This is a genomic window from Asanoa iriomotensis, from assembly GCF_016862515.1.
GTDB lineage: Bacteria > Actinomycetota > Actinomycetes > Mycobacteriales > Micromonosporaceae > Asanoa > Asanoa iriomotensis.
Genome location: NZ_BONC01000043.1, coordinates 45,869 through 66,505, shown reverse-complemented (window position 1 = coordinate 66,505; position 20,637 = coordinate 45,869). Strand labels below are relative to the sequence as shown.

Annotated in this window: 22 protein-coding genes and 1 tRNA gene; 11 read left to right on the top strand and 12 right to left on the bottom strand. The window is 69.2% G+C overall.

Annotated features, from left to right (window positions below):
- Positions 1-114 precede the first annotated feature (114 nt).
- Positions 115-1,353, bottom strand: coding sequence for a L,D-transpeptidase (locus tag Air01nite_RS26680; protein WP_203706059.1), 1,239 nt, complete (start codon positions 1,351-1,353; stop codon positions 115-117).
- A 143-nt stretch (positions 1,354-1,496) separates the two neighbouring features.
- Positions 1,497-2,792: a L,D-transpeptidase gene (locus Air01nite_RS26675; protein ID WP_203706058.1), complete on the bottom strand. Its 1,296-nt coding sequence runs from the start codon at positions 2,790-2,792 to the stop codon at positions 1,497-1,499.
- 233 nt (positions 2,793-3,025) lie between these two features.
- On the opposite strand from Air01nite_RS26675, the gene Air01nite_RS26670 reads away from it, so the two are divergent.
- From Air01nite_RS26670 to mraY, 3 genes are all read left to right on the top strand, one after another.
- The gene (locus Air01nite_RS26670) at positions 3,026-3,904 is read left to right on the top strand and encodes a 2-deoxy-5-keto-D-gluconate 6-phosphate aldolase domain-containing protein (protein ID WP_203706057.1); all 879 of its coding nucleotides are present in this window, start codon (positions 3,026-3,028) and stop codon (positions 3,902-3,904) included.
- A 78-nt stretch (positions 3,905-3,982) separates the two neighbouring features.
- Positions 3,983-4,058: transfer RNA gene (locus Air01nite_RS26665), tRNA-Lys, on the top strand.
- A 240-nt stretch (positions 4,059-4,298) separates the two neighbouring features.
- Positions 4,299-5,402, top strand: a complete 1,104-nt coding sequence (gene mraY, locus Air01nite_RS26660; protein ID WP_203706056.1) for a phospho-N-acetylmuramoyl-pentapeptide-transferase — start codon at positions 4,299-4,301, stop codon at positions 5,400-5,402.
- Between the two features lie 163 nt (positions 5,403-5,565).
- On the opposite strand, the gene Air01nite_RS26655 is transcribed toward mraY, so the two are convergent.
- The 6 genes from Air01nite_RS26655 to Air01nite_RS26630 form a co-directional block, all read right to left on the bottom strand.
- Positions 5,566-5,742 carry a hypothetical protein gene (locus tag Air01nite_RS26655; RefSeq protein ID WP_203706055.1) on the bottom strand — a complete coding sequence of 59 codons (177 nt, stop codon included), beginning with the start codon at positions 5,740-5,742 and terminating at the stop codon, positions 5,566-5,568.
- A 591-nt stretch (positions 5,743-6,333) separates the two neighbouring features.
- Positions 6,334-6,693 (bottom strand): hypothetical protein, encoded by a 360-nt coding sequence (locus tag Air01nite_RS26650; protein WP_203706054.1) that lies wholly within the window; start codon positions 6,691-6,693, stop codon positions 6,334-6,336.
- A 336-nt stretch (positions 6,694-7,029) separates the two neighbouring features.
- Entirely contained in the window at positions 7,030-7,584 is a 555-nt protein-coding gene (gene msrA / locus Air01nite_RS26645) for a peptide-methionine (S)-S-oxide reductase MsrA (RefSeq protein ID WP_203706053.1), read from the bottom strand.
- Entirely contained in the window at positions 7,581-8,051 is a 471-nt protein-coding gene (msrB, locus tag Air01nite_RS26640; RefSeq protein WP_203706052.1) for a peptide-methionine (R)-S-oxide reductase MsrB, read from the bottom strand. The genes msrA and msrB overlap by 4 nt, the downstream gene beginning before the upstream one ends.
- A gap of 116 nt (positions 8,052-8,167) precedes the next feature.
- Complete coding sequence (locus tag Air01nite_RS26635) at positions 8,168-8,596, bottom strand: OsmC family protein (protein WP_203706051.1); 429 nt, start codon at positions 8,594-8,596, stop codon at positions 8,168-8,170.
- An 83-nt stretch (positions 8,597-8,679) separates the two neighbouring features.
- Positions 8,680-9,336 carry a TetR/AcrR family transcriptional regulator gene (locus Air01nite_RS26630; protein ID WP_203706050.1) on the bottom strand — a complete coding sequence of 219 codons (657 nt, stop codon included), beginning with the start codon at positions 9,334-9,336 and terminating at the stop codon, positions 8,680-8,682.
- Between the two features lie 110 nt (positions 9,337-9,446).
- Here Air01nite_RS26630 and Air01nite_RS26625 point away from each other — a divergent pair, with 110 nt between their 5' ends.
- The 4 genes from Air01nite_RS26625 to Air01nite_RS26610 all read left to right on the top strand — a co-directional run bounded on the left by Air01nite_RS26625 (position 9,447) and on the right by Air01nite_RS26610 (position 11,745).
- Complete coding sequence (locus Air01nite_RS26625; protein WP_203706049.1) at positions 9,447-9,926, top strand: YybH family protein; 480 nt, start codon at positions 9,447-9,449, stop codon at positions 9,924-9,926.
- 43 nt (positions 9,927-9,969) lie between these two features.
- Positions 9,970-10,887: an NADP-dependent oxidoreductase gene (locus Air01nite_RS26620; RefSeq protein WP_203706048.1), complete on the top strand. Its 918-nt coding sequence runs from the start codon at positions 9,970-9,972 to the stop codon at positions 10,885-10,887.
- Positions 10,874-11,197, top strand: coding sequence for a GNAT family N-acetyltransferase (locus Air01nite_RS26615; protein ID WP_203706047.1), 324 nt, complete (start codon positions 10,874-10,876; stop codon positions 11,195-11,197). The genes Air01nite_RS26620 and Air01nite_RS26615 overlap by 14 nt, the downstream gene beginning before the upstream one ends.
- A gap of 62 nt (positions 11,198-11,259) precedes the next feature.
- On the top strand, positions 11,260-11,745 hold the full coding sequence (locus Air01nite_RS26610) for a hypothetical protein (RefSeq protein ID WP_203706046.1): 486 nt from the start codon (positions 11,260-11,262) through the stop codon (positions 11,743-11,745).
- On the opposite strand, the gene Air01nite_RS26605 is transcribed toward Air01nite_RS26610, so the two are convergent.
- The 3 genes from Air01nite_RS26605 to Air01nite_RS26595 are packed head-to-tail and all read right to left on the bottom strand — an operon-like array spanning position 11,714 to position 14,730.
- Positions 11,714-12,739 (bottom strand): NAD-dependent epimerase/dehydratase family protein, encoded by a 1,026-nt coding sequence (locus Air01nite_RS26605; RefSeq protein WP_203706045.1) that lies wholly within the window; start codon positions 12,737-12,739, stop codon positions 11,714-11,716. The genes Air01nite_RS26610 and Air01nite_RS26605 overlap by 32 nt on opposite strands.
- A gap of 15 nt (positions 12,740-12,754) precedes the next feature.
- Positions 12,755-13,534: a glycosyltransferase family 2 protein gene (locus Air01nite_RS26600; RefSeq protein ID WP_203706044.1), complete on the bottom strand. Its 780-nt coding sequence runs from the start codon at positions 13,532-13,534 to the stop codon at positions 12,755-12,757.
- Positions 13,531-14,730, bottom strand: coding sequence for a nucleotide sugar dehydrogenase (locus Air01nite_RS26595; protein WP_203706043.1), 1,200 nt, complete (start codon positions 14,728-14,730; stop codon positions 13,531-13,533). Before Air01nite_RS26595 ends, Air01nite_RS26600 begins: the two co-directional genes overlap by 4 nt.
- 102 nt (positions 14,731-14,832) lie before the next feature.
- On the opposite strand from Air01nite_RS26595, the gene Air01nite_RS26590 reads away from it, so the two are divergent.
- From Air01nite_RS26590 to Air01nite_RS26575, 4 genes are read left to right on the top strand one after another with little or no spacing between them, the layout of a single operon-like run.
- Complete coding sequence (locus tag Air01nite_RS26590) at positions 14,833-15,591, top strand: FkbM family methyltransferase (protein ID WP_203706042.1); 759 nt, start codon at positions 14,833-14,835, stop codon at positions 15,589-15,591.
- Positions 15,588-17,426 carry a hypothetical protein gene (locus tag Air01nite_RS26585; RefSeq protein ID WP_203706041.1) on the top strand — a complete coding sequence of 613 codons (1,839 nt, stop codon included), beginning with the start codon at positions 15,588-15,590 and terminating at the stop codon, positions 17,424-17,426. Before Air01nite_RS26590 ends, Air01nite_RS26585 begins: the two co-directional genes overlap by 4 nt.
- Positions 17,427-17,429: 3 nt before the next feature.
- Positions 17,430-19,103 (top strand): MmpA family trehalose lipid delivery protein, encoded by a 1,674-nt coding sequence (locus tag Air01nite_RS26580; RefSeq protein ID WP_203706040.1) that lies wholly within the window; start codon positions 17,430-17,432, stop codon positions 19,101-19,103.
- 38 nt (positions 19,104-19,141) lie between these two features.
- On the top strand, positions 19,142-19,300 hold the full coding sequence (locus Air01nite_RS26575; protein ID WP_203706039.1) for a hypothetical protein: 159 nt from the start codon (positions 19,142-19,144) through the stop codon (positions 19,298-19,300).
- Here Air01nite_RS26575 and Air01nite_RS26570 read toward each other — a convergent pair.
- The gene (locus tag Air01nite_RS26570) at positions 19,285-20,496 is read right to left on the bottom strand and encodes a glycosyltransferase family 4 protein (protein WP_203706038.1); all 1,212 of its coding nucleotides are present in this window, start codon (positions 20,494-20,496) and stop codon (positions 19,285-19,287) included. The two genes, Air01nite_RS26575 and Air01nite_RS26570, sit on opposite strands and share 16 nt — an antisense overlap.
- Positions 20,497-20,637 lie beyond the last annotated feature (141 nt).

Below are 20,637 nucleotides of genomic sequence, written 5' to 3'. Positions count from 1 at the left end.
TCAGGAGACGAACGGTCCGGTCCTAACGTCCGCCCACCGCGGACCTGGCAGCGGAGCGAAGCGGAGCGGTGTCCGGCGGGAGCGGCGGTCCGCACCAGCGCGGACCCGGGAAATCTACTGCTCTGAAAGCGGGATCGCGCTCATCTCCGCATATTCCGCGAACGTCATGTTCCAGTCGGTCCAACCGTTGCCGTTCTGGAGTTTGCGTTCCGTGCCCTTGACCGTGATCGGGTCGCCGATGCGGGTCTGGCCGAAGAGCCACTCGCCGTCTTTCATCGAGACGTTGACGCAGCCGTGTGAGACGTTGACCGAGCCCTGTTGGCCCTCGGACCACGGCGCCGCGTGGATGAACTCGCCGCCCCAGGTCAGGCGTTGCGCGAAGTCGATGTCGGTGCGGTAGCCCTCTTCCGGGCCCAGCTCCTCGAACGTGTCGAAGACCGTTTCGCGCTTCTTCTCGATGACGATCATCGTGCCGCTCGACGACGGGGTCGTCTTCTTGCCCAGGCTGACCTTGATGGTCCGCAGGACCTTGCCGTCCTTGGTGACGGTCATCCGCTTGGTGCGGTTGTCGACCGTCATCACTAGCGCCGGGCCGATTTTGAGGTCGACCGTGAGGTCGTTGCGGAGGAAGGCGTTGTTGCCCACCGGCAGGCCGCCGGTCTGCAGCTTGTAGTGGACCTTGGTGTTGGCCTGCCAGAACTTCTCGGGCCGGAAGTGGATCTCGGTCGGGCTGATCCACGCCCAGATGCCCTCCTGCGCGGGCTCGGTGGTGACCTTCATGCGGCGTTGCACGTCGTCGCGGTATTCCTGCGGGATCGCCTTGCCGAACTTGACGATCATCGGCATGCCGACGCCGACCACGGCGCCGTCGCCGAGGAAGCTGCTCACCGCGATCGCGTTGCCGGGCTTGGCCATGACCTTGAACGTGTTCTCGGCGGTCGCGGTCTTGCCGTCGTCACCGGTCGCGCTCACCGTCGCGGTGTAGGTCGCGCCCCAGTCGAGCGCGCCGGTCGGCAGCCAGCTCTTCTTGTCGGCGGCCATGGTGCCCTCGACGTCTTCGCCGTCGGCGGACTTCAGGGCCACCGAGGTCTCGACCGCGTCGGTCGTCTCGAACGTGATCGCGGTCGAGGCCGGCACGTCGTTGGCGTCGGCGGCCGGGCCGGTGATCGTCGCCTTGGCCTTGGTGTCGGGCTCGGTCGACTGGGACGAGCCGGGTTGCGCACCGCCGTCCTGCCAGGCCGCGTTGCCGGCCTTCGTGCAGCCGGCCGTCACGGACAGCAATGTTGCGAGCACAGCAGCGGTCAGCGCTATGCCAGCTCGGCGGTTGGGGCGCTGCCCTCGGCTGCTCCGCATGAGATCCCCTCACAAGTCCGTGGTCCGGCAGTTATGTTGCCCCTAACACGCTTCGGGACACCTCACGGTTTCGTGCCGTGTGCGGGAACACGCCAGACGAGTGTACGAACGATCGGGCGGAGATACCGTACCGGAAATTGTCCTTAATCGGTGGCCGTCGGTGTCGGCGTGGCGGCGGCGCTGGTCGTGGCCGGTCGCAGGTTGGCCGGCACCGGCAGCGCGCTGCCCTTGACGAACTGGGCCCAGGTCTGGTTCCAGGCGGTCCAGCCGTTGCCGGGCTCGGCCTTGCGTTCGGTGCCCTTGATGGTGATCGGATCGCCGACCTTGGTCTGGCCGAACAACCAGCTCGCGTTGTCAGGCGCCAGGTTGACACAGCCGTGTGACACGTTGCGTACGCCCTGGTCGGCAACCGACCACGGAGCGGAGTGGATGAACTCGCCACCCCAGGTCAACCGCTGCGCGAAGTCGATGTCGGTACGGTAGCCCTCTTCGGGACCCAGCTCGGCGAAGGTGTCGAAGACCGTGTGCTCCTGCTTGTCCATCACGATCAGCGTGCCGCTCGACGAGGGCGTGCTCGGCTTGCCGAGGCTGACCGGGAACGTCTTGACCAGCTTGTCGTTCTTGAGGACCTGCATCTTCTTGGTCTTGTTGTCGACCTTCATCTCGAACTTGTCGCCGATCTTGGCGCTGGCCTTGCGATCCTGGTCGCCGACCCGGCCGTTGGACAGCGGAATGCCTTCGAGCGCCGCCCGCACGGTGATGGTCGTGCCCGGGCGCCAGTAGTCAGGCGCGCGGTAGTAGGCCTGTGTGCCCGTGCTCACCCACGACCAGACGCCCGGCTGCGGCGGGTCGGTCTTCACGAAGAGGCGCTTCTCCACGGCGGCCCGGTCCTTCTCCGCGATGCCGGGGGTGAACTCGACGACGACGGGCATGGCGACGCCGTACGTCTTGCCGTTGAAGAGATAGAGGCCCGACCCCACGTCGTTGCCGGACTTGCCGCGCGTGGAGAACGAGATCTTCTTGGTCTCGGCCTGCCCGCCCGTGCTGGTGGCGACGACGGTCGCGGTGTAGTCGGTGTCGTATTTCAGCGGTGCGCCCGGCACCCAACTGGTGTTGTCGTCGCGCATCGCGCCGCCGACGGCCTTGCCGGCCTTGTCGACCAGCTTGACGCTGGTGATCGAGCCGCCCTTGACGTTGGTGCCGATCTCGGTGCTGACCGGCAGGTCCTTCTTCTTGTCGGCGGGCGTGACGCTGAACTCGAAAGGCACGGGCGGAGCCGTCGGCTGCGGTGTCGCCGCGCCTTGCTTGCCGCCGGCCGCCACGAAGGCCGGAGCTTTGTCGTCGCCGCCACACGCGGCGAGAGAGAGGCCGAGAGCCCCGACCGCGGTGGCGGCAAGGAGCTTCCGGGTGGCTGCTTGACGTGTCACGAACCGAAGCATGGATGTCCCCGTTTCTTCGCAACCCTGGGGTCATCGTGCCCCAGCCCCACCCGCTGTGTACCTCGATCCGGCAGGGTGCCAGATGCTGTCCATACCCCGCCTCAGCCACACGGCCGACGTTGAGGTCCGAACCGGTCGGAACCTCGCAGTCGTGGCGATTTCTCCGAAGTAACGCCTGGTCAGCTGCCCTTTTGGCAGGCTGGAGTGAGGTTTGGTGGCATTCCGGGGGAACCATGGCGCTCTATTTGTTGGCGATGGACCATCGAGAATCGTTTGTCACTCAGGTGTACGGGATTCACGGCTACCCCAACCCGGCACAGATTCAGTCCATCGTGGATGGAAAGCGCCTGATCTACCGGGGGTTGTCCGTGGCCCTCTCTCGTGGTGCCGCTGCTTCTTCGGCCGGTGTCCTCGTGGACGAGCGCTATGGCGAGGCGGTGGCCCGCGCGGCCCAGGAGGCCGGGATCACGCTCGCGATGCCGATCGAGAAATCGGGACAGGACTGGTTCACACTGGAGTACGGCACGCTGGGCTCGGGCGTCTGGATGGAACACGTGGAGGCGTTCGACCCGCGCTACGTCAAGATTCTGGTGCGAGACAACCCGTCGTTCGACGTACGGGCCCGGCGCGGCCAGATGGACGACCTGGCAACGGTCTCGTCGGCGCTGGACGCCGCGGGCCGGGAGTTGCTGCTGGAGTTGCTCGTGCCGCCGACCGACGGCCAGGAGTCGGACCGCTATGACGACGACCTTCGACCTGAGCTGACGGTACGGGTGATCGGCGAGATGCAGGCGGCGGGCGTCGAGCCGGCGATCTGGAAGATCGAGGGCTTGAACAGTGTCGCCTCCGCGGCGTCGGTGCTGGAGACGGCGCGGCAGGGCGGCCGCAACTCTGTCCAGTGCATCGTGCTGGGCCGCGACGCGCCGGCGGCGGACCTCGACCGGTGGTTGCGGGCCGCGGCGCCGGCGGGCTTCCTGGGCTTCGCGATCGGGCGGAGCATCTGGGCGGAGCCGCTGAAGTCGTACCTGGCCGGGGACCTGACGGAGGAGTCGGTCGTAGACCGGATTTCGGCGAACTACCTTCATTTTGTGGGGGTGTATGAGGGGGTTTGAAGGCGTTCGGCCGGTCGTTCGCTACCAGTTGGAAGATGCGTCGGGGCGCGTGCTAACGTACGTGTCGTTGCCGATCGAGCGCCGCTAGCTCAACTGGCAGAGCAGCGGACTCTTAATCCGCGGGTTCGGGGTTCGAGTCCCTGGCGGCGCACCAGCAAACACACTCAGGGACAGCCCACGCGGGCCTGTCCCTGACTCATTTTCTGACCCCTGCCTTTAGCCCAGCTCGTCGTGTCGCCGGCATGAGGGTCCAGGGGTGCTTCGCCGGACGTCGGCTGGCATGCTCGTGTCCCGTGACCGGTGATCATGCGATCGACTACCTGCACGGCCCGCTCGGGTTGAGGCTTCAGACCTTGGTCTGGAAGCTCGACCGCCGTCTTGTGGAGGCTGGCTCGTGAGGGCGGTCATCGTCGCGGCCGCGGTTGCGTTCATCATCTCGTTGTTCGGTACGCCCGTGGCGATTCGGGTCTTCACCGCGCTCAAGGCCGGCCAGCCGATCCGGTCCATCGGGCCGGCCACCCATCTGGCCAAGAAGGGCACTCCCACGATGGGTGGCGTCGCGTTCATCGTGGCGACCGTCTTGGCCTATGTCGCCGGGCACATCGCCCTGACCACCCTGCCCGAACGGCAGATCGCGCAGGACGGGCCGACGATGACGGCCCTCGTTCTGCTCGGGCTGCTCGTCTTCTGTGGGGTGGTCGGCTTCTTCGACGACTTCCTCAAGGTGCGCCGGCGCAACTCCGACGGGCTGTCCGCCAAGGGCAAGCTGCTCGGCCAGGCGATCGTCGGCGGCGGGTTCGGCGTTGCCGCCCTCTACGTGGCCAGTACCAACGGACAGACCGTGGCCAGCGAGCACATCTCGCTCTTCCGCGATATCAGCTGGCTGGACGTCGGCAAGGTCGGCTCGGTGCTGGTGTTCGTCTTCGTGATCACGGCGATGTCGAACGGCGTGAACCTCACCGACGGTCTCGACGGCCTGGCAACCGGCGCGTCGGTCCTCGTGCTCGGCGCCTATGCGGTGATCGGCTACTGGCAGTACCGGCACTGGTGCGCCGACGACGCGTACGCCCGCGTGAACGAATCCTGCTACCAGGTCCGGGATCCCCTGGAGATCGCGATGATCGCGGCGGCTGCGGCCGCCGCCTGCTTGGGCTTCCTGTGGTGGAACGCCTCCCCGGCACGGATCTTCATGGGTGACGTGGGCTCGCTCGGACTCGGCGGCCTGATCGGCGGGCTCGCGGTGGCGACACGCACCACGCTGCTTTCGATCATGATCGGCGGGCTCTTCGTCATCGTCACGACGACGTGGGTGATCCAGATCGTCTCGTTCCGGACGACCGGCAGACGCGTCTTCCGGATGGTGCCGTTGCACCACCACTTCGAGCTCGGCGGCTGGAGCGAGGTCAACATCGTGGTCCGGTTCTGGATCGTGGCCGGCGTCTGCGTAGCGGTCGGCCTAGGCCTGTTCTACTCGGATTTCCTGGCGGTCGCTGGATAAGCCACCGAGGGCGATCCGCTGGGCGCTGCGCGGGTTGGGTGGTTTCTCGATCGGGCTGGCCGTCTATATCGGCGAGTGCCGCGGTCGGGGCCCGTAGCAACGTGTTGCCCGACTCGATGTCGTTGGGGAGCGTGGCGGGCACGCATCGCGGTCGCCTTGTGGGTCAGGGCATGGCTGCGCTCGGATCATCGGCGAGTAGCAGACCGACAAGGAACGCGTCGAGATCGCCTACCCGGTAGCGAGCGTCGCCGCGCGCCGCGCAGCATCCATGGACCCGTGTCGCGCGGCTACGCGCCCGCGCCAGCGCGGCGTGGCCAGTTAACCCGTCGAGATCGGCCATTTGCTGAACCGCACGGCAGCGAGCGTCGCCGCGCACCGCGCGTGCATCCACAGACACAGCCGCAATCCGTGTCGCGCGTGCGGCGCGCTCGCGCCAGCGGCGTAGCCAATTCACCCGTCGAGATCGCCCATTTGCTGAACCGCACGGCAGCGAGCGTCGCCGCGCACCGCGCGTGCATCCACAGACACAGCCGCAATCCGTGTCGCGCGGCGACGCGCTCGCGCCAGCGGCACAGCCAGTTAACCCGTCGAGATCGCCCATTTGCTTAACCGCACGGCAGCGAGCGTCGCCGCGCACCGCGCAGCATCGGCGGACGCGGCCGCAATCCGTGTTGTGCGGAGGCGCGCTCGCGCCAGCGCGGCGCGTCCAGTTCGAGCCAACCGTGGTCGCCAAGCTGCAGGCCCACCACCCAAGATGGCGCCACTCGCCGTCCATCAATAGGCCCCGCCCGGTGGGCGGATGAGCACCACACCGCAGGTGCGCCAGCACGCGCACGACCGGGAATGGCGATCGGCTCCGCGAGAGCCGCGTCTTCCTTCGCGATCGGTGAATCGGGTGGCGGCCCGAGCGATCGGGCCGCCACCTTCGGCTCTAGCGCGTCGCTGTCAGGGCGGCGTCCGCGGCCTCGATCTCCTTGCGGAACCTGGCGTGCGACCAGGTTTTCTCGTCGCCGACGTTGATCCGGGCCCAGATGCCCTTCGCCGGGCCGATCCGCGTGCCGCGAGGGAGGCGGCGCACCACGTCGCGCGGGTTGGTGCCGTTGAAGTCCGTTGCGAAGACCACAATGGACCGATCCGTGACGGCGACGATGCGCCGGCGGATCAGTGCCTGCCCGAAGAGCCCCGCGATGCCGCTCAGCCAGGGCGAAGCCCCGGACTGGGCAAGGAAGACCTGCTGCACCCGTTCGCCCTGCAGCAACGGTTGGGTGCGCGCGACCAGCTTGTCCCGCATGCTCATTCTGCGTTTCCCCGTTCAGTCATTCATGATCAAACCGAGGAAGCCTAGAACGGCGAAGCGGGTGGGCGCATACCGCCGACCGGACGGATTTGGGCGCCAAAAGGTATGCCCCGTCGCGTCATGGCCGGGGGGTCGACGCCGGCCTGGGATCGGTACGCGACACATCGGGTTGGCCGGCTGGCGCCGGGCTCGGCGTCGCGACGGCGCTGCGCGAGGGCGCCCCGCGAGCGGCGATGTCGGCCGGCGCAGCCTTCGCGTGCGTGTTTGCGCTGGCCCGATCCTGCGGGCGCGTCCATCGGTTCGCCGATGAACGCGCCCCCTGGCCTTGCGTCAGGCCGAGGTCGCGGTGCGCCTGGGCAGCACCCAGTCCGGCCGCGGGAAGTGGCAGGTGTAGCCGTTCGGGTAGTTGATCAGGTAGTCCTGGTGCTCGGGCTCGGCCTCCCAGAACGGCCCGGCCGGCTCGATCGTCGTGACCGCCTTGCCCGGCCACAACCCTGACGCGTCGACATCCGCGATCGTGTCGCGGGCGACTCGGTCCTGCTCGTCGGTGAGCGGGAAGATCGCTGAGCGGTAGCTCGTGCCCATGTCGTTGCCCTGGCGGTTCAACGTCGACGGGTCGTGGATCTGGAAGAAGAACGCCAAGATGTCACGGTACGTCGTCTGCGTCGGATCGAAGACGATCTCGACCGCCTCGGCGTGGCCAGGGTGGTTGCGGTACGTCGCGTGGTCGTTGTCGCCACCGGTGTATCCGACCCGCGTGTCCAGCACTCCTGGCTGCCGGCGGATCAGGTCCTCCATCCCCCAGAAGCACCCGCCGGCCAGGACGGCCGTCTCGGTGCCCGGTTCGCGGGTGACCCGTCCGGTGTCGTTGACTCCGCTGGTCATGATGCGTGCTCCTTTGTGCCGTTGGGCTCGAACAGCGAGCGGTACTCTCCGTAGCCCTGCTTCTCGAGCTCGGAGACCGGGATGAAGCGCAGCGCAGCCGAGTTCATGCAGTAGCGCAGGCCTCCCGCATCGGCAGGGCCGTCATCGAAAAGGTGGCCCAGGTGGCTGTCGGCGCCGGCGGACCGCACCTCGACGCGGGTCATCCAGAGCGACCTGTCGGTCTTGGTGCGCACGACGTCGCTTTCGATCGGCTTGGTGAAGCTGGGCCATCCGGTGCCACTGTCGTACTTGTCGGTCGACGAGAACAGCGGCTGGCCGGAGACCACGTCCACGTAGATCCCGGGCTCGTGGTTGTCCCAGTACTCGTTTCGGAACGCGGGCTCTGTCCCGTCCTGCTGAGTGACGTGGAACTGGTTGTCGGTGAGGCGGCTGAGCGCGTCCGGAGTCTTGCTGTAGTCGTGTGACACGGTCTCTCCTCTTCTGCCGCCGCTGGCTGCGGCGTCATCTGCAACAACACTCCCGTGGACGGTTTTGGTCCCGGGCTCCGGAGAACTCGCTGTGACCGCGGTCTCGGGTTGGGGTTTCAGCGCGGCACGGAGAACTCGGTCCGCACGCTCCAGGCGAACTGGATCAGCAGGGTTACCGGCGACCTCTCGGCGATTTCATGCATCACCTTCAAGTCGTCGGGGTCAGGTTCTTCGCTCAGCGTGATCGTGCGCAGCAGGTAACGCTCCGCGCCTTCCTGCTCGGGTTCGTGGTAGTCGATCTCCACGGTGATGTCGCCGGCGGTGTCGTACTTGTAGTCGACGTACTGCCGCAGCGTCTGAGCCGTGCACGACGCGAGCGCCATCAGCAGGTGCTCCGTCGGCGTCGGGCCTTCGCCGACCGAGCGGTTGTGCGGTTCGTCGGCGACGAACGTGAAGCCGCGGGTGGTCATGTCCGTGCGCCGGCGCTCGGTGGCGGGCAGGACAGCTCGGGCGGATGCTACGACACGATCCCGATCGGGTTCCATCAACGGCGCCTTCCTGTAGATCCTGGTTGACCTCCGACGCTAGCCTCGGCGGACTAAATAGTCCAACCTTCGAGGGGATCGCCTCAGCGGGTCGACTCGGCGGACGGCTCGACGAGGAACGATCTGATGTGGTCCAGCGCCATGTCGAGAGCGACTTCCATGGGTGCGACGTCGTGCGCGGCGTTCGCCAGCAGGTAGCCGCCCTGCAGGGCTGCCATCAACCCCGTGGCCAGCTTCTCCGGGTCGGCGTCCTGGCGCAGTGCACCGCTGTCGCGCATCCGGTGCAGACCATCGCTGATCAGCTTTTCCCACTCCGCGAACGTCTCCGACAGCATCGATCGAGACTGTTCGTCCTGGTCGGAGAGCTCGACAGCCATCGACCCGAGGCCACACCCGTATCTGCCGTTGTTCAACGAGTTGGCCTGGACCAGTGCGTTGCGCCACCGGACCAGCCCCGAGAACGATCTCAGGCGTTCCAGCCCGCCGCGTTCACGCGCGAGCACGAGCGCGCCGCGATATTTGACCAGCGCGCGCACGAGCTCCTGCTTGTCGGCGAAGTGCCGGTAAAGCTGGGACTTGCTCGTCTGACTCGCCGCACGGACGTCGTCAAGGGTCGTGGCGTTGACTCCGCGCACGAGCATCAGGCGGTTGGCCGCCTCGAGAATCCGCTCCCGGGTCGCGACCCCCCGTTGGCTGATCCTCTGCTGCTTCGCCGGCGCAGCCAACTGCTCGTCGCCCATCGGTGAAGTCTATCCAGCAAAGCGCATATACGCCACGAAGGAAGGGACTCTGGAGTCCATCAGGCGTGCTGTCGCATTCGCGCGCCGGTCACGCTAGACGCCAGTGCTGGGTGCCCGGCAAGCCCGCTACACTGGACGAGTTAGTCCAGTTGAGGTTGGCAAATCACGACGGGCAGGAGGACGCAATGTCCGATTCCTATTCACTCCCGACCGAGCCCGAGGGCGTCGTCCCCTCACTGGTCGAGCGGTTCAACTCCGGCGAGGTCAGCGCGATGCTGCCCCTGTACGAGCCGGAGGCGGTGCTGGTCGTGAAGGACGGACGAACCGTCGCCGGTCACACCGAGATCGCCGCACAACTCGCGCCCGATCTGAAGCACGGCCTGCCATTGGAGGCCAAAGCTCGCCATGTCTTCGTCAACGGCGATATCGCCGAGATCGTGCTGGACTGGTCGATTGACGGCACAGGTCGCGACGGCGAGCACGTACACGTCGGAGGCTCGGCATGTGATGTCGTGCACCGCGGCGCGGACGGAATCTGGCGGTACGTGATCGACAACAACCTCGGCACGGCAGTGCGACAGCCCGCCTGAACAGTGGATGGACTAAATAGTCCGGAGAACAGGGAGGTGCCCGATGAAGGCGATTGTGGTCAAGGACGAGGCCGCCGGAACGGCCGGGATGACGCTCGCCGAGCGTCCCGAGCCAGAGGCTGCGATCAACGACGTGCTCGTCGAGGTTCATGCCTCGGGTTTCACCCCTGGAGAGTTGACCTGGCCCTCGACCTGGACCGATCGCCTCGGCCGTGACCGGACGCCGTCGATTCCCGGGCACGAGCTGGCCGGTGTGGTCAGCGCCCTCGGCTATGGCACGACCGGGCTGTCGGTGGGACAGCGGGTGTTCGGCCTCACCGACTGGACCCGCGACGGGACGCTGGCGGAGCGCACGGCCGTCGAGGCACGCAACCTCGCCCCGCTGCCCGGAGACGTCGACTTCACGGTCGGCGCGAGCCTGCCGATCTCGGGTCTGACCGCGTGGCAGGGGCTGTTCGAGCACGGGCGTGTCCAGCCGGGGCAGAGCGTGCTCGTGCACGGTGCGGCCGGCGGCGTCGGATCGATGGTCACCCAGCTCGCCCGCGAGGCCGGCGCTTACGTCATCGGCACCGGACGCGCCGCCGACCGTCCAACCGCAATCGACTTCGGCGCCAAGGAGTTCGTCGACCTCGACAACGACCGGCTGGAAGACGTCGGCGGAGTCGATCTCGTGTTCGACGTGATCGGCGGTGACATCGGGACGCGGTCGGCCGGGCTGGTTCGCGCCGGCGGAACGCTGGTGACGATCGCCGGCCCGCCGGCGGCGCGGCCCTCGGACGGCCTGGCGATCGACTTCGTCGTCGTGTCCGATCGCACCCAACTGAACGAGGTCGTCCAGCGAGTGCGGGACGGACGTCTGCGGACGGTCATCGGCAGCGTCGCGACACTCGACGATGCCGTCACGGCGTTCAACCCGACCGAGCGCGTGAAGGGAAAGACGATCATCCGTGTACGCCAGTAAGGACTTCGAGGTCGTCAGGGACGAGGAAGTCGGCGCCTACGCTGCCGTCGCCGGGGGCCGAGAGGTGGCCGGGCTGGCCTACGACGTGGCCGGCGGCGACCGACTCGTGTTGCGGGCCACCTCGGTGTTCCCCGAGTTCCGCGGACAGGGCGTCGCCACCGAGCTGATCCGCCGGGTGCTGGACGACGTTCGCGCGCACGGCCAGACGGTCACCATCATGTGCCCGATCGTGCACGCCTTCATCGAGAACAACCCTGGCTACGCCGACCTCATCGACCCAGGGCACCCGGGAGTGGCCAACCGAGGCTGAGGCGACGGCGTAGCGTCAGAGCGAGGGGCCCGTCCGCGAATCATCGACCGAACGGAGCCGGCATGACCACGATTCACCTGCAGCGGACCACGACCGCGACGCCCGAGGAGTTCGTCGCCGCGTTGACCGATTTCGGGCCGGGGCGGTCCGAGATCTTCAGCCGCAGCGCCGACGGCTATCTCGAGGTGCACGATCTGGGCACCGATCAGGCCGACGTCACCGAGGGCTCGGGCGGCATCTGGGAACGCATGCACTACGACTGGTCCGACGTGAACCACGTCGTGGTGACCACCACGGATTCCAACAGGTGGGGTGGCAGGTCGGGCTTCACGTACACGCTGAGCCCGCAGCCCGACGGCACGACCAATGTGGACCTCGTCGAGGTGCGCGACGGCAAGAACGTCAAGGGGCGCGCGCTCGGCTTCCTGATCGGATTCATCGGCAATCGGGTGCTGGGCAAGGAACTGGAGCACGCCATCAATGCCATCGAGGCCCGCAACAACGGCGGAGACGAGCCTAGAGTCGCCCCTCCGCCACCGCGCGGGTGATCCACGGGATCACCTCGTCGAGCATCGCGTCGAGGGTCGTCGTCGCCGTGAAGCCGAGGACCTCGCGGGCCTTGGTGACGTCGGGCACCCGCTTCGCGACGTCGTGGGCGAACGGCTCGTCGCTGACGTGACGGAATGGCACGTCCGGGCCCTTGATCTTGCGCCAGATCAGGGCGGCCAAGGCCAGCACGGTCGTCGACGAAGCCGTCGAGAGGTTGAAGTCCTCGTTGCGGGCGGCCTCGTGCTCCATCGCTGTCACGATGCCCCGGGCCAGGTCGCCGCCGTAGGTGTAGTGGCGCACCTGATCGCCCGAACCCAGGATGTGCAACGGGTCCTGACCCTTGAGGACCTTCTGCACCAGGTCGGGCACGACATGTGACATCGCGAGCTTCACGTTGCCCGAAAGCACTTCGGCCGAACCGAGTGCTCGGCCCTCGCCCACGCCGACGCAGTTGAATGGCCGGACGATCGTGTACGGCAGCCCGTGCTGATCCCAGGCCGCCCGCGCCCAGTATTCGACGGCGAGCTTCTGGAAACCGTACGAGGAGACCGGTGGCGGTATGCGCCGCTCGTCACCCTCCCGACTCGGCCACACGTCGGCCGACTCGAACACCATCGACGACGAGATGTACGTGACCTTGCGCAGCTGACCGGCGCGGTGAGCCGCGATCGCCGCGTCGCACGAGGCCGCCATGATGCGCTCGTTGGCAGCCAGCAGGTCGTACGCGTACGCGTGGAAGTAGGAGATGCCACCGATCATCGCGGCGCCCGCGACGAAGTGGTCGCAGTCGGCGAGCAGGTCGGTGAGCAGGCCCGGGTCGCGGGCATCGCCCTCCACGAACGAGAAGCGCGGGTGGTCGTCGTACCCATGGGACACCGGGCCGTACTTCGAGAAGTTGTCGAGCCCCACCACCGAGTGCCCGCGGTCGAGCAGCTCCTCGACCAGATAACCGCCGATGAAGCCCGCCGAACCGGTGACCAGCACCTTCGCCACGAGAGTTGTGCCTTCCTATCGCGTCTTGTCGAGATCCTGCGACGGCTGCACCGCCGGGCGCACCCGCGCCCACCGCGCCGCGAGCTGGTCGGCCGTGAGTCGCGGCCCGAACGCGAAGAAGTACCAGCGAAGGTAGCTGGGCAGGAAGCGGCCGAGGTCGAAGCGTGACTCGCCGAGCTGGCGGTCGAGCCAGATCGTGGGGACCTCCGCGACGGGCAGGCGCAGCCGGGTCGCCTTCGCGGTCAGCTCGATCCCGATCTCGAAGCCGGTGCGGGACTCGATGCCGACCTCGCGCACGAACGCGGTGTCGTACGCCTTGAAGCTGTTGGTGGCGTCCCTCGTGCCGACCCGGGCGAGCAGTCGCAGGCTGCGGCCGGCCCAGCGCGATGCCATCCGCTTGAACCGGGGACCGCCGACCTGCTGGCCGCCGGGCATGTAGCGGGAGGCGGCGGCGACCACGACGCCGCGGTCGACGAGGCGGGCCAGATCGTCGATCTGGCGGGGGTCGTCGCAGCCGTCGGCCATCGTGACGACCGCGACCGGCGCGCGGGCGGCGTCGATGCCGAACCGGACCGCGTTGGCCGGGCCAGGCCCGTAGGTGTTGAGCACCGCACGAACCCGCGGGTCGCGCTCGGCAATCTGCCGCGCGTACGGGACCGTCGTGTCCTCCGGCATGTCGTGCACGACGAGGATCTCGGCGGGCAGCATGACCTCACGCAGGATGCGGTCGAGGCACCGCACGACCGCTTCGCCCTCGTTGTAGACCGGGATGACGACGGTGACGCGCGGGTTCACACGCGCACGCCCCGCCCGGTCAGGCCCCACATGTCGACGAGGGGTTTGTCGGTGTCCAGCCGGCCGTATTCCGCGTGCGGCGCCGCGATCACCAGCAGGTCGGCGCGCTTGAGCACGTCGTCGAGCGGTAGGAAACGGTCGTCGGTCACGTGCGGGTCGGTGCACAGCGTCTCGCGCGCCTTCAGCGTCAGGATCTTGCGCAACTTGTACGCCAGGCTGTCGCGGGAGTCGTCGCTGCCGCCCTTGAACGCCATGCCCAGGATGCCCACGGTCATCTCCGCCAGGTCGAACCGGTCCTCCAGCCGCGAGACCAGATAGAGCGGCAGGCCTTCGTTGATGAGCATCGCTGAGTGGCCGAGCACGAAGTTGTTGCGGTTGAACGCCGCCAGCTGCATCGTGTCCTTGAGCAGGCACGGCCCGGCGGCGAAGCCGGGCATCGGCAGGTCCGCGGCCCGTGGATAGTCGAATGCCACGGCGTGCCGGATGCGCGCGAAGTCGAGCCCGAAGTCGTTGGCCATCATCCAGAACTGGTTGGCCGTCGCGAACTTGATGTAGCGCCACGTGTTGGTGAACAGCTTCGCGAGCTCGGCCTCCTCGGGCTCCAGCTCGACGATCGAGTCGGTGAGGTGGCGAAACAGCCGGCCGGCGCGGGCCAGCGCGCCGGGCGTGCGGGCGGCGACGATCTGCGGCAGCGCGAACAGCTCGGTCATCGCCTTGCCCTCGGCGATCCGTTCCGGGCAGAACGCGACGTCGACGGCGAGGCCCTTGCTGGCCAACAGCTTCTCGGTCAGCGCGGTGACACCGGGATAGACGGTGCTGCGCAGCACGACGAGCTGACCGTCGTGCAGGTGCTCGGCGCAGCGCTCCAGCGCGCGCGGCACGGCGCCGAGATCGGGGTTGAGGTGCTCGTCGACCGGGGTGCCGACGACCACGACCAGCGCGTCGGCCAGGCCGACGCTCGACGCCGCCGTGGTGGCCGTCAACCGGCCGGCGGCCAGTGCCGCGGTCAGCGCGTCGCCCGCGCCCGCCTCGGCGAACGGCAAGCGGCCGGCGTTGACGAGATCGACCGCCGCCGCATCGATGTCGTAGAGCACGACCGAGAGGCCCCGTGCGGCCAGCGCGATGCCCAACGGCAGGCCGACCCGCCCGCACCCGCCCACGACGCAGACGTCGACCGCGGTCTCCGCAGCTGCCATCGCGACCTCACACTCCTGTCCGCCGGTGCGGATCCTGTGCAGGTTACTGGTGAGGAAACCTCGGGTCCACCCGTCCGCGTGACAGGGGTTAAGGTGCCCGGCATGGCCGGGTCCCTGTCCTCTGAGATCAGCTCGCGCGTGGCCGCGGCGCTGCCGGCCGGTGCGGTGGGCGCCGCCATCCGGGCGGTCTACCCACGGATCGAGCCCGAGCTCGCGCGGCTCGCCTCCTACGCGCCGCGCGGCGGCACCGCTGTCGACATCGGCGCGTGGTACGGGCCGTGGACCCGCGGCCTGCGCCGGCTCGCCGACCTGGTCGTCGCGCTGGAGCCCGCCGCCGAACTGGCGCACCGGGTCGCCACCGCCTATCCCGACGTCCGGGTGGTCGAGGCGGCGGCCTCGGACCACCCCGGCACCGCGACGCTCTACCTCCCGGCCGGTGGACCGGGCGTGGGCACGTCGTCGGTCGAGCACGGCGAGGGTGTCGGCACCACCGTCCGCCGGGTGACCGTGGACAGCCTCGAGCTCACCGACGTGCGGTTCATGAAGATCGATGTCGAGGGACACGAACTGCCCGCGCTGCGCGGTGCCGAGCAGACGGTGCGGCGGGACCACCCGCTGCTGCTCGTCGAGGTCGAGGAGCGGATCCAGCCGATCGAGCCGGTCGTCTCGCTGCTCGCGGAATGGGGCTACCGGCCGTTCGTGATGCCCCGCGACCGTTGGCTGCCGCTCGAGGAGTTCGACCTGGTCACGCACCAGCGCGCGGCGGTCGGCCGGGTGCGGCAGAGCTTCGCGCGGCGGGTGGTCGCGCCGTGGCCGCGCTACGTCAACCTCGTGCTGTTCCGGCCGGAAGGATCGCGATGAGCGCCAGCACGGCGGAGGCGCCGGCGACCGTCACGATCCCGGCCTGGATCGCGCGGGATCCGCTCCGGTTGGTCGCCGCGGTGCTGATCGCCGCGAGCACCGCATGGCGAGCCGCGATCACCACGCGCGGCTATCTCACCGCCGACGATTTCCCGATCATCTCCCAGGCCGACGCCAGCAGCCTGAGCCCCGGCTACCTGCTCGAGCTCTACAACAACCACCTGATGCCGGCCGGCCGGCTGGTCACCTGGGTGACGCACCGGCTCACCGAGTTCGACTACTGGCCGTACGCCACGCTGATGATCATCACCAATCTCCTGGTGAGCATCGCGTTCTACCGGCTCCTGCGGCTCATGCTCGCGCCGAGTTGGGCGCTGCTGGTCCCGCTGTGCCTGTTCCTGTTCAACCCGCTGACGCTCGAGGTCAGCGCCTGGTGGGCGGTCGGCATCAACCTGCTGCCGATGCAGCTAGCGATGACCATGGCTGTCAGCAGCCAGGTCCGCTACATCCGCGACCGGCAACGCCGGCACCTGGTCGCGCTCGGGCTCTGGGTGGTCTTCGGCCTGGCCTTCTTCGAGAAGGCGTTGCTGGTCGTGGCCCTGGTCTTCCTGCTGACGGTCTGCCTCTACGGTCCCGGCGGCCCGGTCCGCGCGGTGCTCACCACCATCCGGCGGTGGTGGCCCGCTTGGCTGGTCCTCACGGGCATCTCCCTGGCGTTCCTCGCGCTCTACCTCACCGGGTCGACGTCGTCGCTGCGCCGACCGATGTCCAGCGCCGAGGTGGGCACGTTCGTCCAGCAGTTCTTCGGGCAGTCGCTCACGTCCGGGCTCCTCGGGGGGCCGTGGACCTGGCTCGACGCGTCGGACGGCCCGGCCGTCGCCGCACCGACGGTCACCCTCCAATGGGTCTCGTGGGCGCTGGTGGCCGCGCTCGTCATCGTCACGTTGTGGCTGCGCCGGACGGTCGCCCTGCGGGCCTGGCTGCTGTTGCTGCTCTACGCCGGGTTCGCCGCCGGCCTCATCGGCGCCACCCGCCTCGGCTCGGCGTTCAGCGGTGTCGCCGGCCTCGTGCCCCGGTACATCGCCGACGTGCTGCTCGTGGCCGCGATCTGCGTGGGCGTGGCGCTGTGCGGGCTGCGCCGCCAAGACCAGGAACTGCCCGCGGCGGTACGGTCGCGCCCGCGCACGTTCGGCGCCGCGCTCGCGACCGCCACGGCCCTGCTCGTGGCCAGCAGCCTCTACAGCGGGGTGGACTTCGGCACCGACTGGGCGTCGAAGCTGGGCCGCGACTACCTGACGACCGCGCGGGACGGCCTCGCGAACGCCGCTCCGGGCACGGTGTTCATGGACCAGCCCGTGCCGGCCAGCATCGTCGACCCGCTCTCCGCGCCGTGGAACATGCAGTCGCGGTTCTTCGCCCCGCTCGACCATGACCCGGTTTTCGTGACCAAGGCGCAGAACCTGTGGGTCTTCGACTCCTCCGGAAAGGTGCGGCCGGCGTGGGTCAAGGGCGTCAAGGCCCAACCCGGACCGACACCCGGCTGCGGCTACCAGCTCACCGGTGGGCGGACCACGACGATCGCCCTCGCCGGCACCGTCACCGAATACTGGCAGGCGGTCCGCATCGCCTACCTCAGCGACCGCGAGACCAGCGGCGCGTTCCGGCTCGGCGCGGGCGACGCCGTCACGTTCGACGTCCACCGCGGGCTCAACGCGATCTTCCTGCTCGTGCACGGTGGCGGCAGCTCGATCGAACTGGCCGTGACCGAACCGGCGGCCAGCTTCTGCACCGACGAGATCGAGATCGGCGAGCTCGTGCCGCAGCCGATCGGCTAGACCGTGTGGCGACCGACAGCCCGGCTCGCGCCGCACCTCACCTCGGCGGCGATCACGGCGGTGGTGCTCGCGCCGCTGGTCGCCCCCGGCTACGTGCTCCGCTACGACATGGTGTTCGTCCCGCGGCAACCGTTGAGCTGGGAGATGGTCGCGCCGGCTGACGCGCTGCCGCGGGCCGTACCCCTGGATGCGCTCGTGTCGTTGGCGAACCTGGCCGTTCCCGGGTGGCTGCTGCAGCGCCTCGTGCTGGTGGCGACCCTCTACTTCGCGGCGCTGGGCATGGCGCGGCTGGTGCCGACGGAGCGGACACTCACCCGGGTCGTTGGGGCGCTCGCCTACGCGTGGACGCCGTTCCTCGCCGAGCGGCTGTTGCTGGGCCAGTGGGGGCTGCTGTTGGCGTACGCCGCGCTGCCGTGGCTCGTGGCAGCGGTGCGCGACGTGCGCACGGGGCGGCCCGGCGCGTTGGGCCGGCTGGTGCTCGCGGCGGCTCCCGCCGCGGTGACGCCGACCGGAGGCTTGATCGCGCTCGCGACCGTGCTCGTGCTGCTCCCCACCAAGGGTCGGTGGCGGGCGACCGTGCTGGGCGTCGGTGCGGTCGCGGCGCTGTGCCTGCCGTGGGTGGTCGCGGCGCTGACCAGCGCGGCCGGTGGCCGGTCGGATCCCGAGGGCGTGGCCGCGTTCGCGGCGCGGGCCGAGAACTGGAGCGGCACCGTCGGCGCCCTGGCCGGCACCGGCGGGATCTGGAACGCGCAGACCGTGCCGGGCAGCCGCTCGTCGGCGCTCGTGCCGGTCGCCACCCTCGTCCTGCTGGCCGTCTGCGCGGTCGGGTTCGGCGCGCTTCGCCGGCGGTGGCCGGACGGCATCGCCCGCCTGGCGTGGCTGGCCGCTTGCTCGTTCGTCCTCGCGCTGGCCGGCACGGCGCCGGGAGCACCCGCCCTCGAGTGGCTCGTCACCACCGTTCCCGGCGCGGGCCTGCTGCGCGACGGCCAGAAGTTCCTGATCCCGTACGCGCTGCTGGTAGCGCTCTCGTTCGCGGTCGGCGCGGAGTCGTTGGCGCACCGGCTCGCCGGCCGCATCGACGCGAACGCCGGGCGGGTCGTGCTGGTCGCCGCCGCCCTGCTACCCGTCGTGATCCTGCCCGATCTCGCCGTCGGCGCGGCCGGTCAGCTACGGCCGGTGCGGTACCCGGCCGACTGGGACGCCGTGTCGGCGCGGGTCGCCGCCGCACCGGGTGAGGTGCTCTCGCTGCCGTTCGACGGCTACCAGCGCTACCGGTGGAACCACGGCCAGGTCGTTCGTGACCCCGCGCCGCGCTACTTGGACGCGCCGGTGCTGATGAACGACGCCCTCCGGGTGGGCGCCGTGACCGTCGACGGAGAGAACCCGCGGGCCGCGAAGGTGCAGGCGGTGCTGGACGCGGGACAGCCGGTCGCGAGCCTGGGCGTGCGGTGGGTGCTAGTCCGCGCGGAGCCGGGTCTCGACGTGCCCGCGACGGTCCTGTCCGGACTGCGGCCCGTCTACACCGGCAACTACCTGGCCCTGTGGGAGAACACCGAGATCACGGCGGCACCCCCGGGGCCGGGCCGACGCTGGCCCGCGGTGGGCGCGCACGTGCTCGCGGCGCTCGTCGTGATCATTGGTGCCTGCGCAGTGCTGCGCGGGCGGCGGAAGCCGTGATACGGTCCGCGCACTCACAGTTCCGGGGAGGGGTATCAATGGCCAAGTTGGCCACCTTCATCGTCGCCGCCGTCCTCGGTGCGGCGCTGGGCATCATCGGTATCTTCGCCACGGTTGGTGCGGTGAGCCCGTCCGCGGATCACGTCGCCGACCAGAGCGTCGAGGACCCCGCCATGACGGTCTACGGCACTCGCTGACCCCGCAGCGGCTCCGCCTCGCGGGTTCGGGCGTCGCGCGGCTCAGCTTCCGCAGGGAGCTGAGCCGCGACCAGTTCGGCGAACGCCGCTCCCGAGGATTCCCAGGTGAACCGCTGCGCGTAGGCGCGCGCGGCGACACCCATCTCCGCGCGCCGGTCCGCGTCGTGCAGTAGCCGGCGCACGACCCGCAGGAAGTCCACCTCGTCGTCGACCAGCACGCCCGTCTCACCGTCGAGGATCGCCTCGGAGACGCCGCCCGCCGACCGGAACGCGACCGAGGGCGTGCCGTGCACGGCGGCCTCGACGATCGTCAGGCCCCAGCCCTCTTTGAGCGACGGCGCCAGCGCCAGCCACGAACCGCACAGCAGTTCGTGCTTGCGTTCCTCGGTGACGAAACCGGTGAACCGGACGCACTCCTCGATGCCCAGGTCGGCCGCGAGCCGCCGCAGCGGCGTCTCCCACCAGCCCTGGCCGGCGATCACCAGCTCCAGGCCCGGCATCTCGAGCGAGAGCAGCGCGGTCGCGCGCATCGCCAGCTCGATCCGCTTGTGCGGCACCAGGCGGCCGAGCACGATCAGGCTCGGGTGGGCCGTACGCGGCGCGGGCGGGCCGATGACCGCCGGGGTGCCGTTGTGCACGATCCTGATCGCGCCTTCGTCGACGCCGAGACCGGCGAGCTCTTTGCGGGTCGACTCGGAGACCGTCACGTACGGGCAGCCGCGGTAGACCCGGACGGCCAGGCGCGACTCGATCCACCAGCCGACCCGGGCGGGCCTCGGTCCGAAGAGCACCTGCCACTGCTCGCGGTGCACGTGGTGGACCAACGCGATGACCGGGCGCCGGGCGTAGAGCCGGCTGAGGAACGGCAGGCCGTTGCAGACGTCGACGACCAGGTCGGGCCGGCCGAGCCGGCCGCTGGACAGCGGTCCCACGCCGAACACGCCCAGCACGTAGAACAGCGCCGCGAACAGGTAGACCGTGTGCCGGCCGCCGCGCCGGACGACGTTGACGCCGTCGGGCTTGGCCTCCTGTGCCGGCGCGTGCGCGTGCGCCTGGCAGAACATGGTCGCCCGATAGCCCCGCGCGACCATTTCCGCCGCCATGCGCTGGATGTAGACCTCGGAGCCCCCGCCTTCCGGATGCAGCGTGTCGCGCCAGTTCAGGAACAGCACGTGACGAGCGGGAGCATCGGCCATGGTCTACTCGTTCACTCCTACTACCGAGTACGATTCGCGGTCGCGTCACACTAGGGCGCCCGCCCGATGATCCGCAACGCCCTACCGCGAACGTCCAGGGCGCGGTGAGAGCCGTTGACAACGCAGGGAGAGACTCTTGGC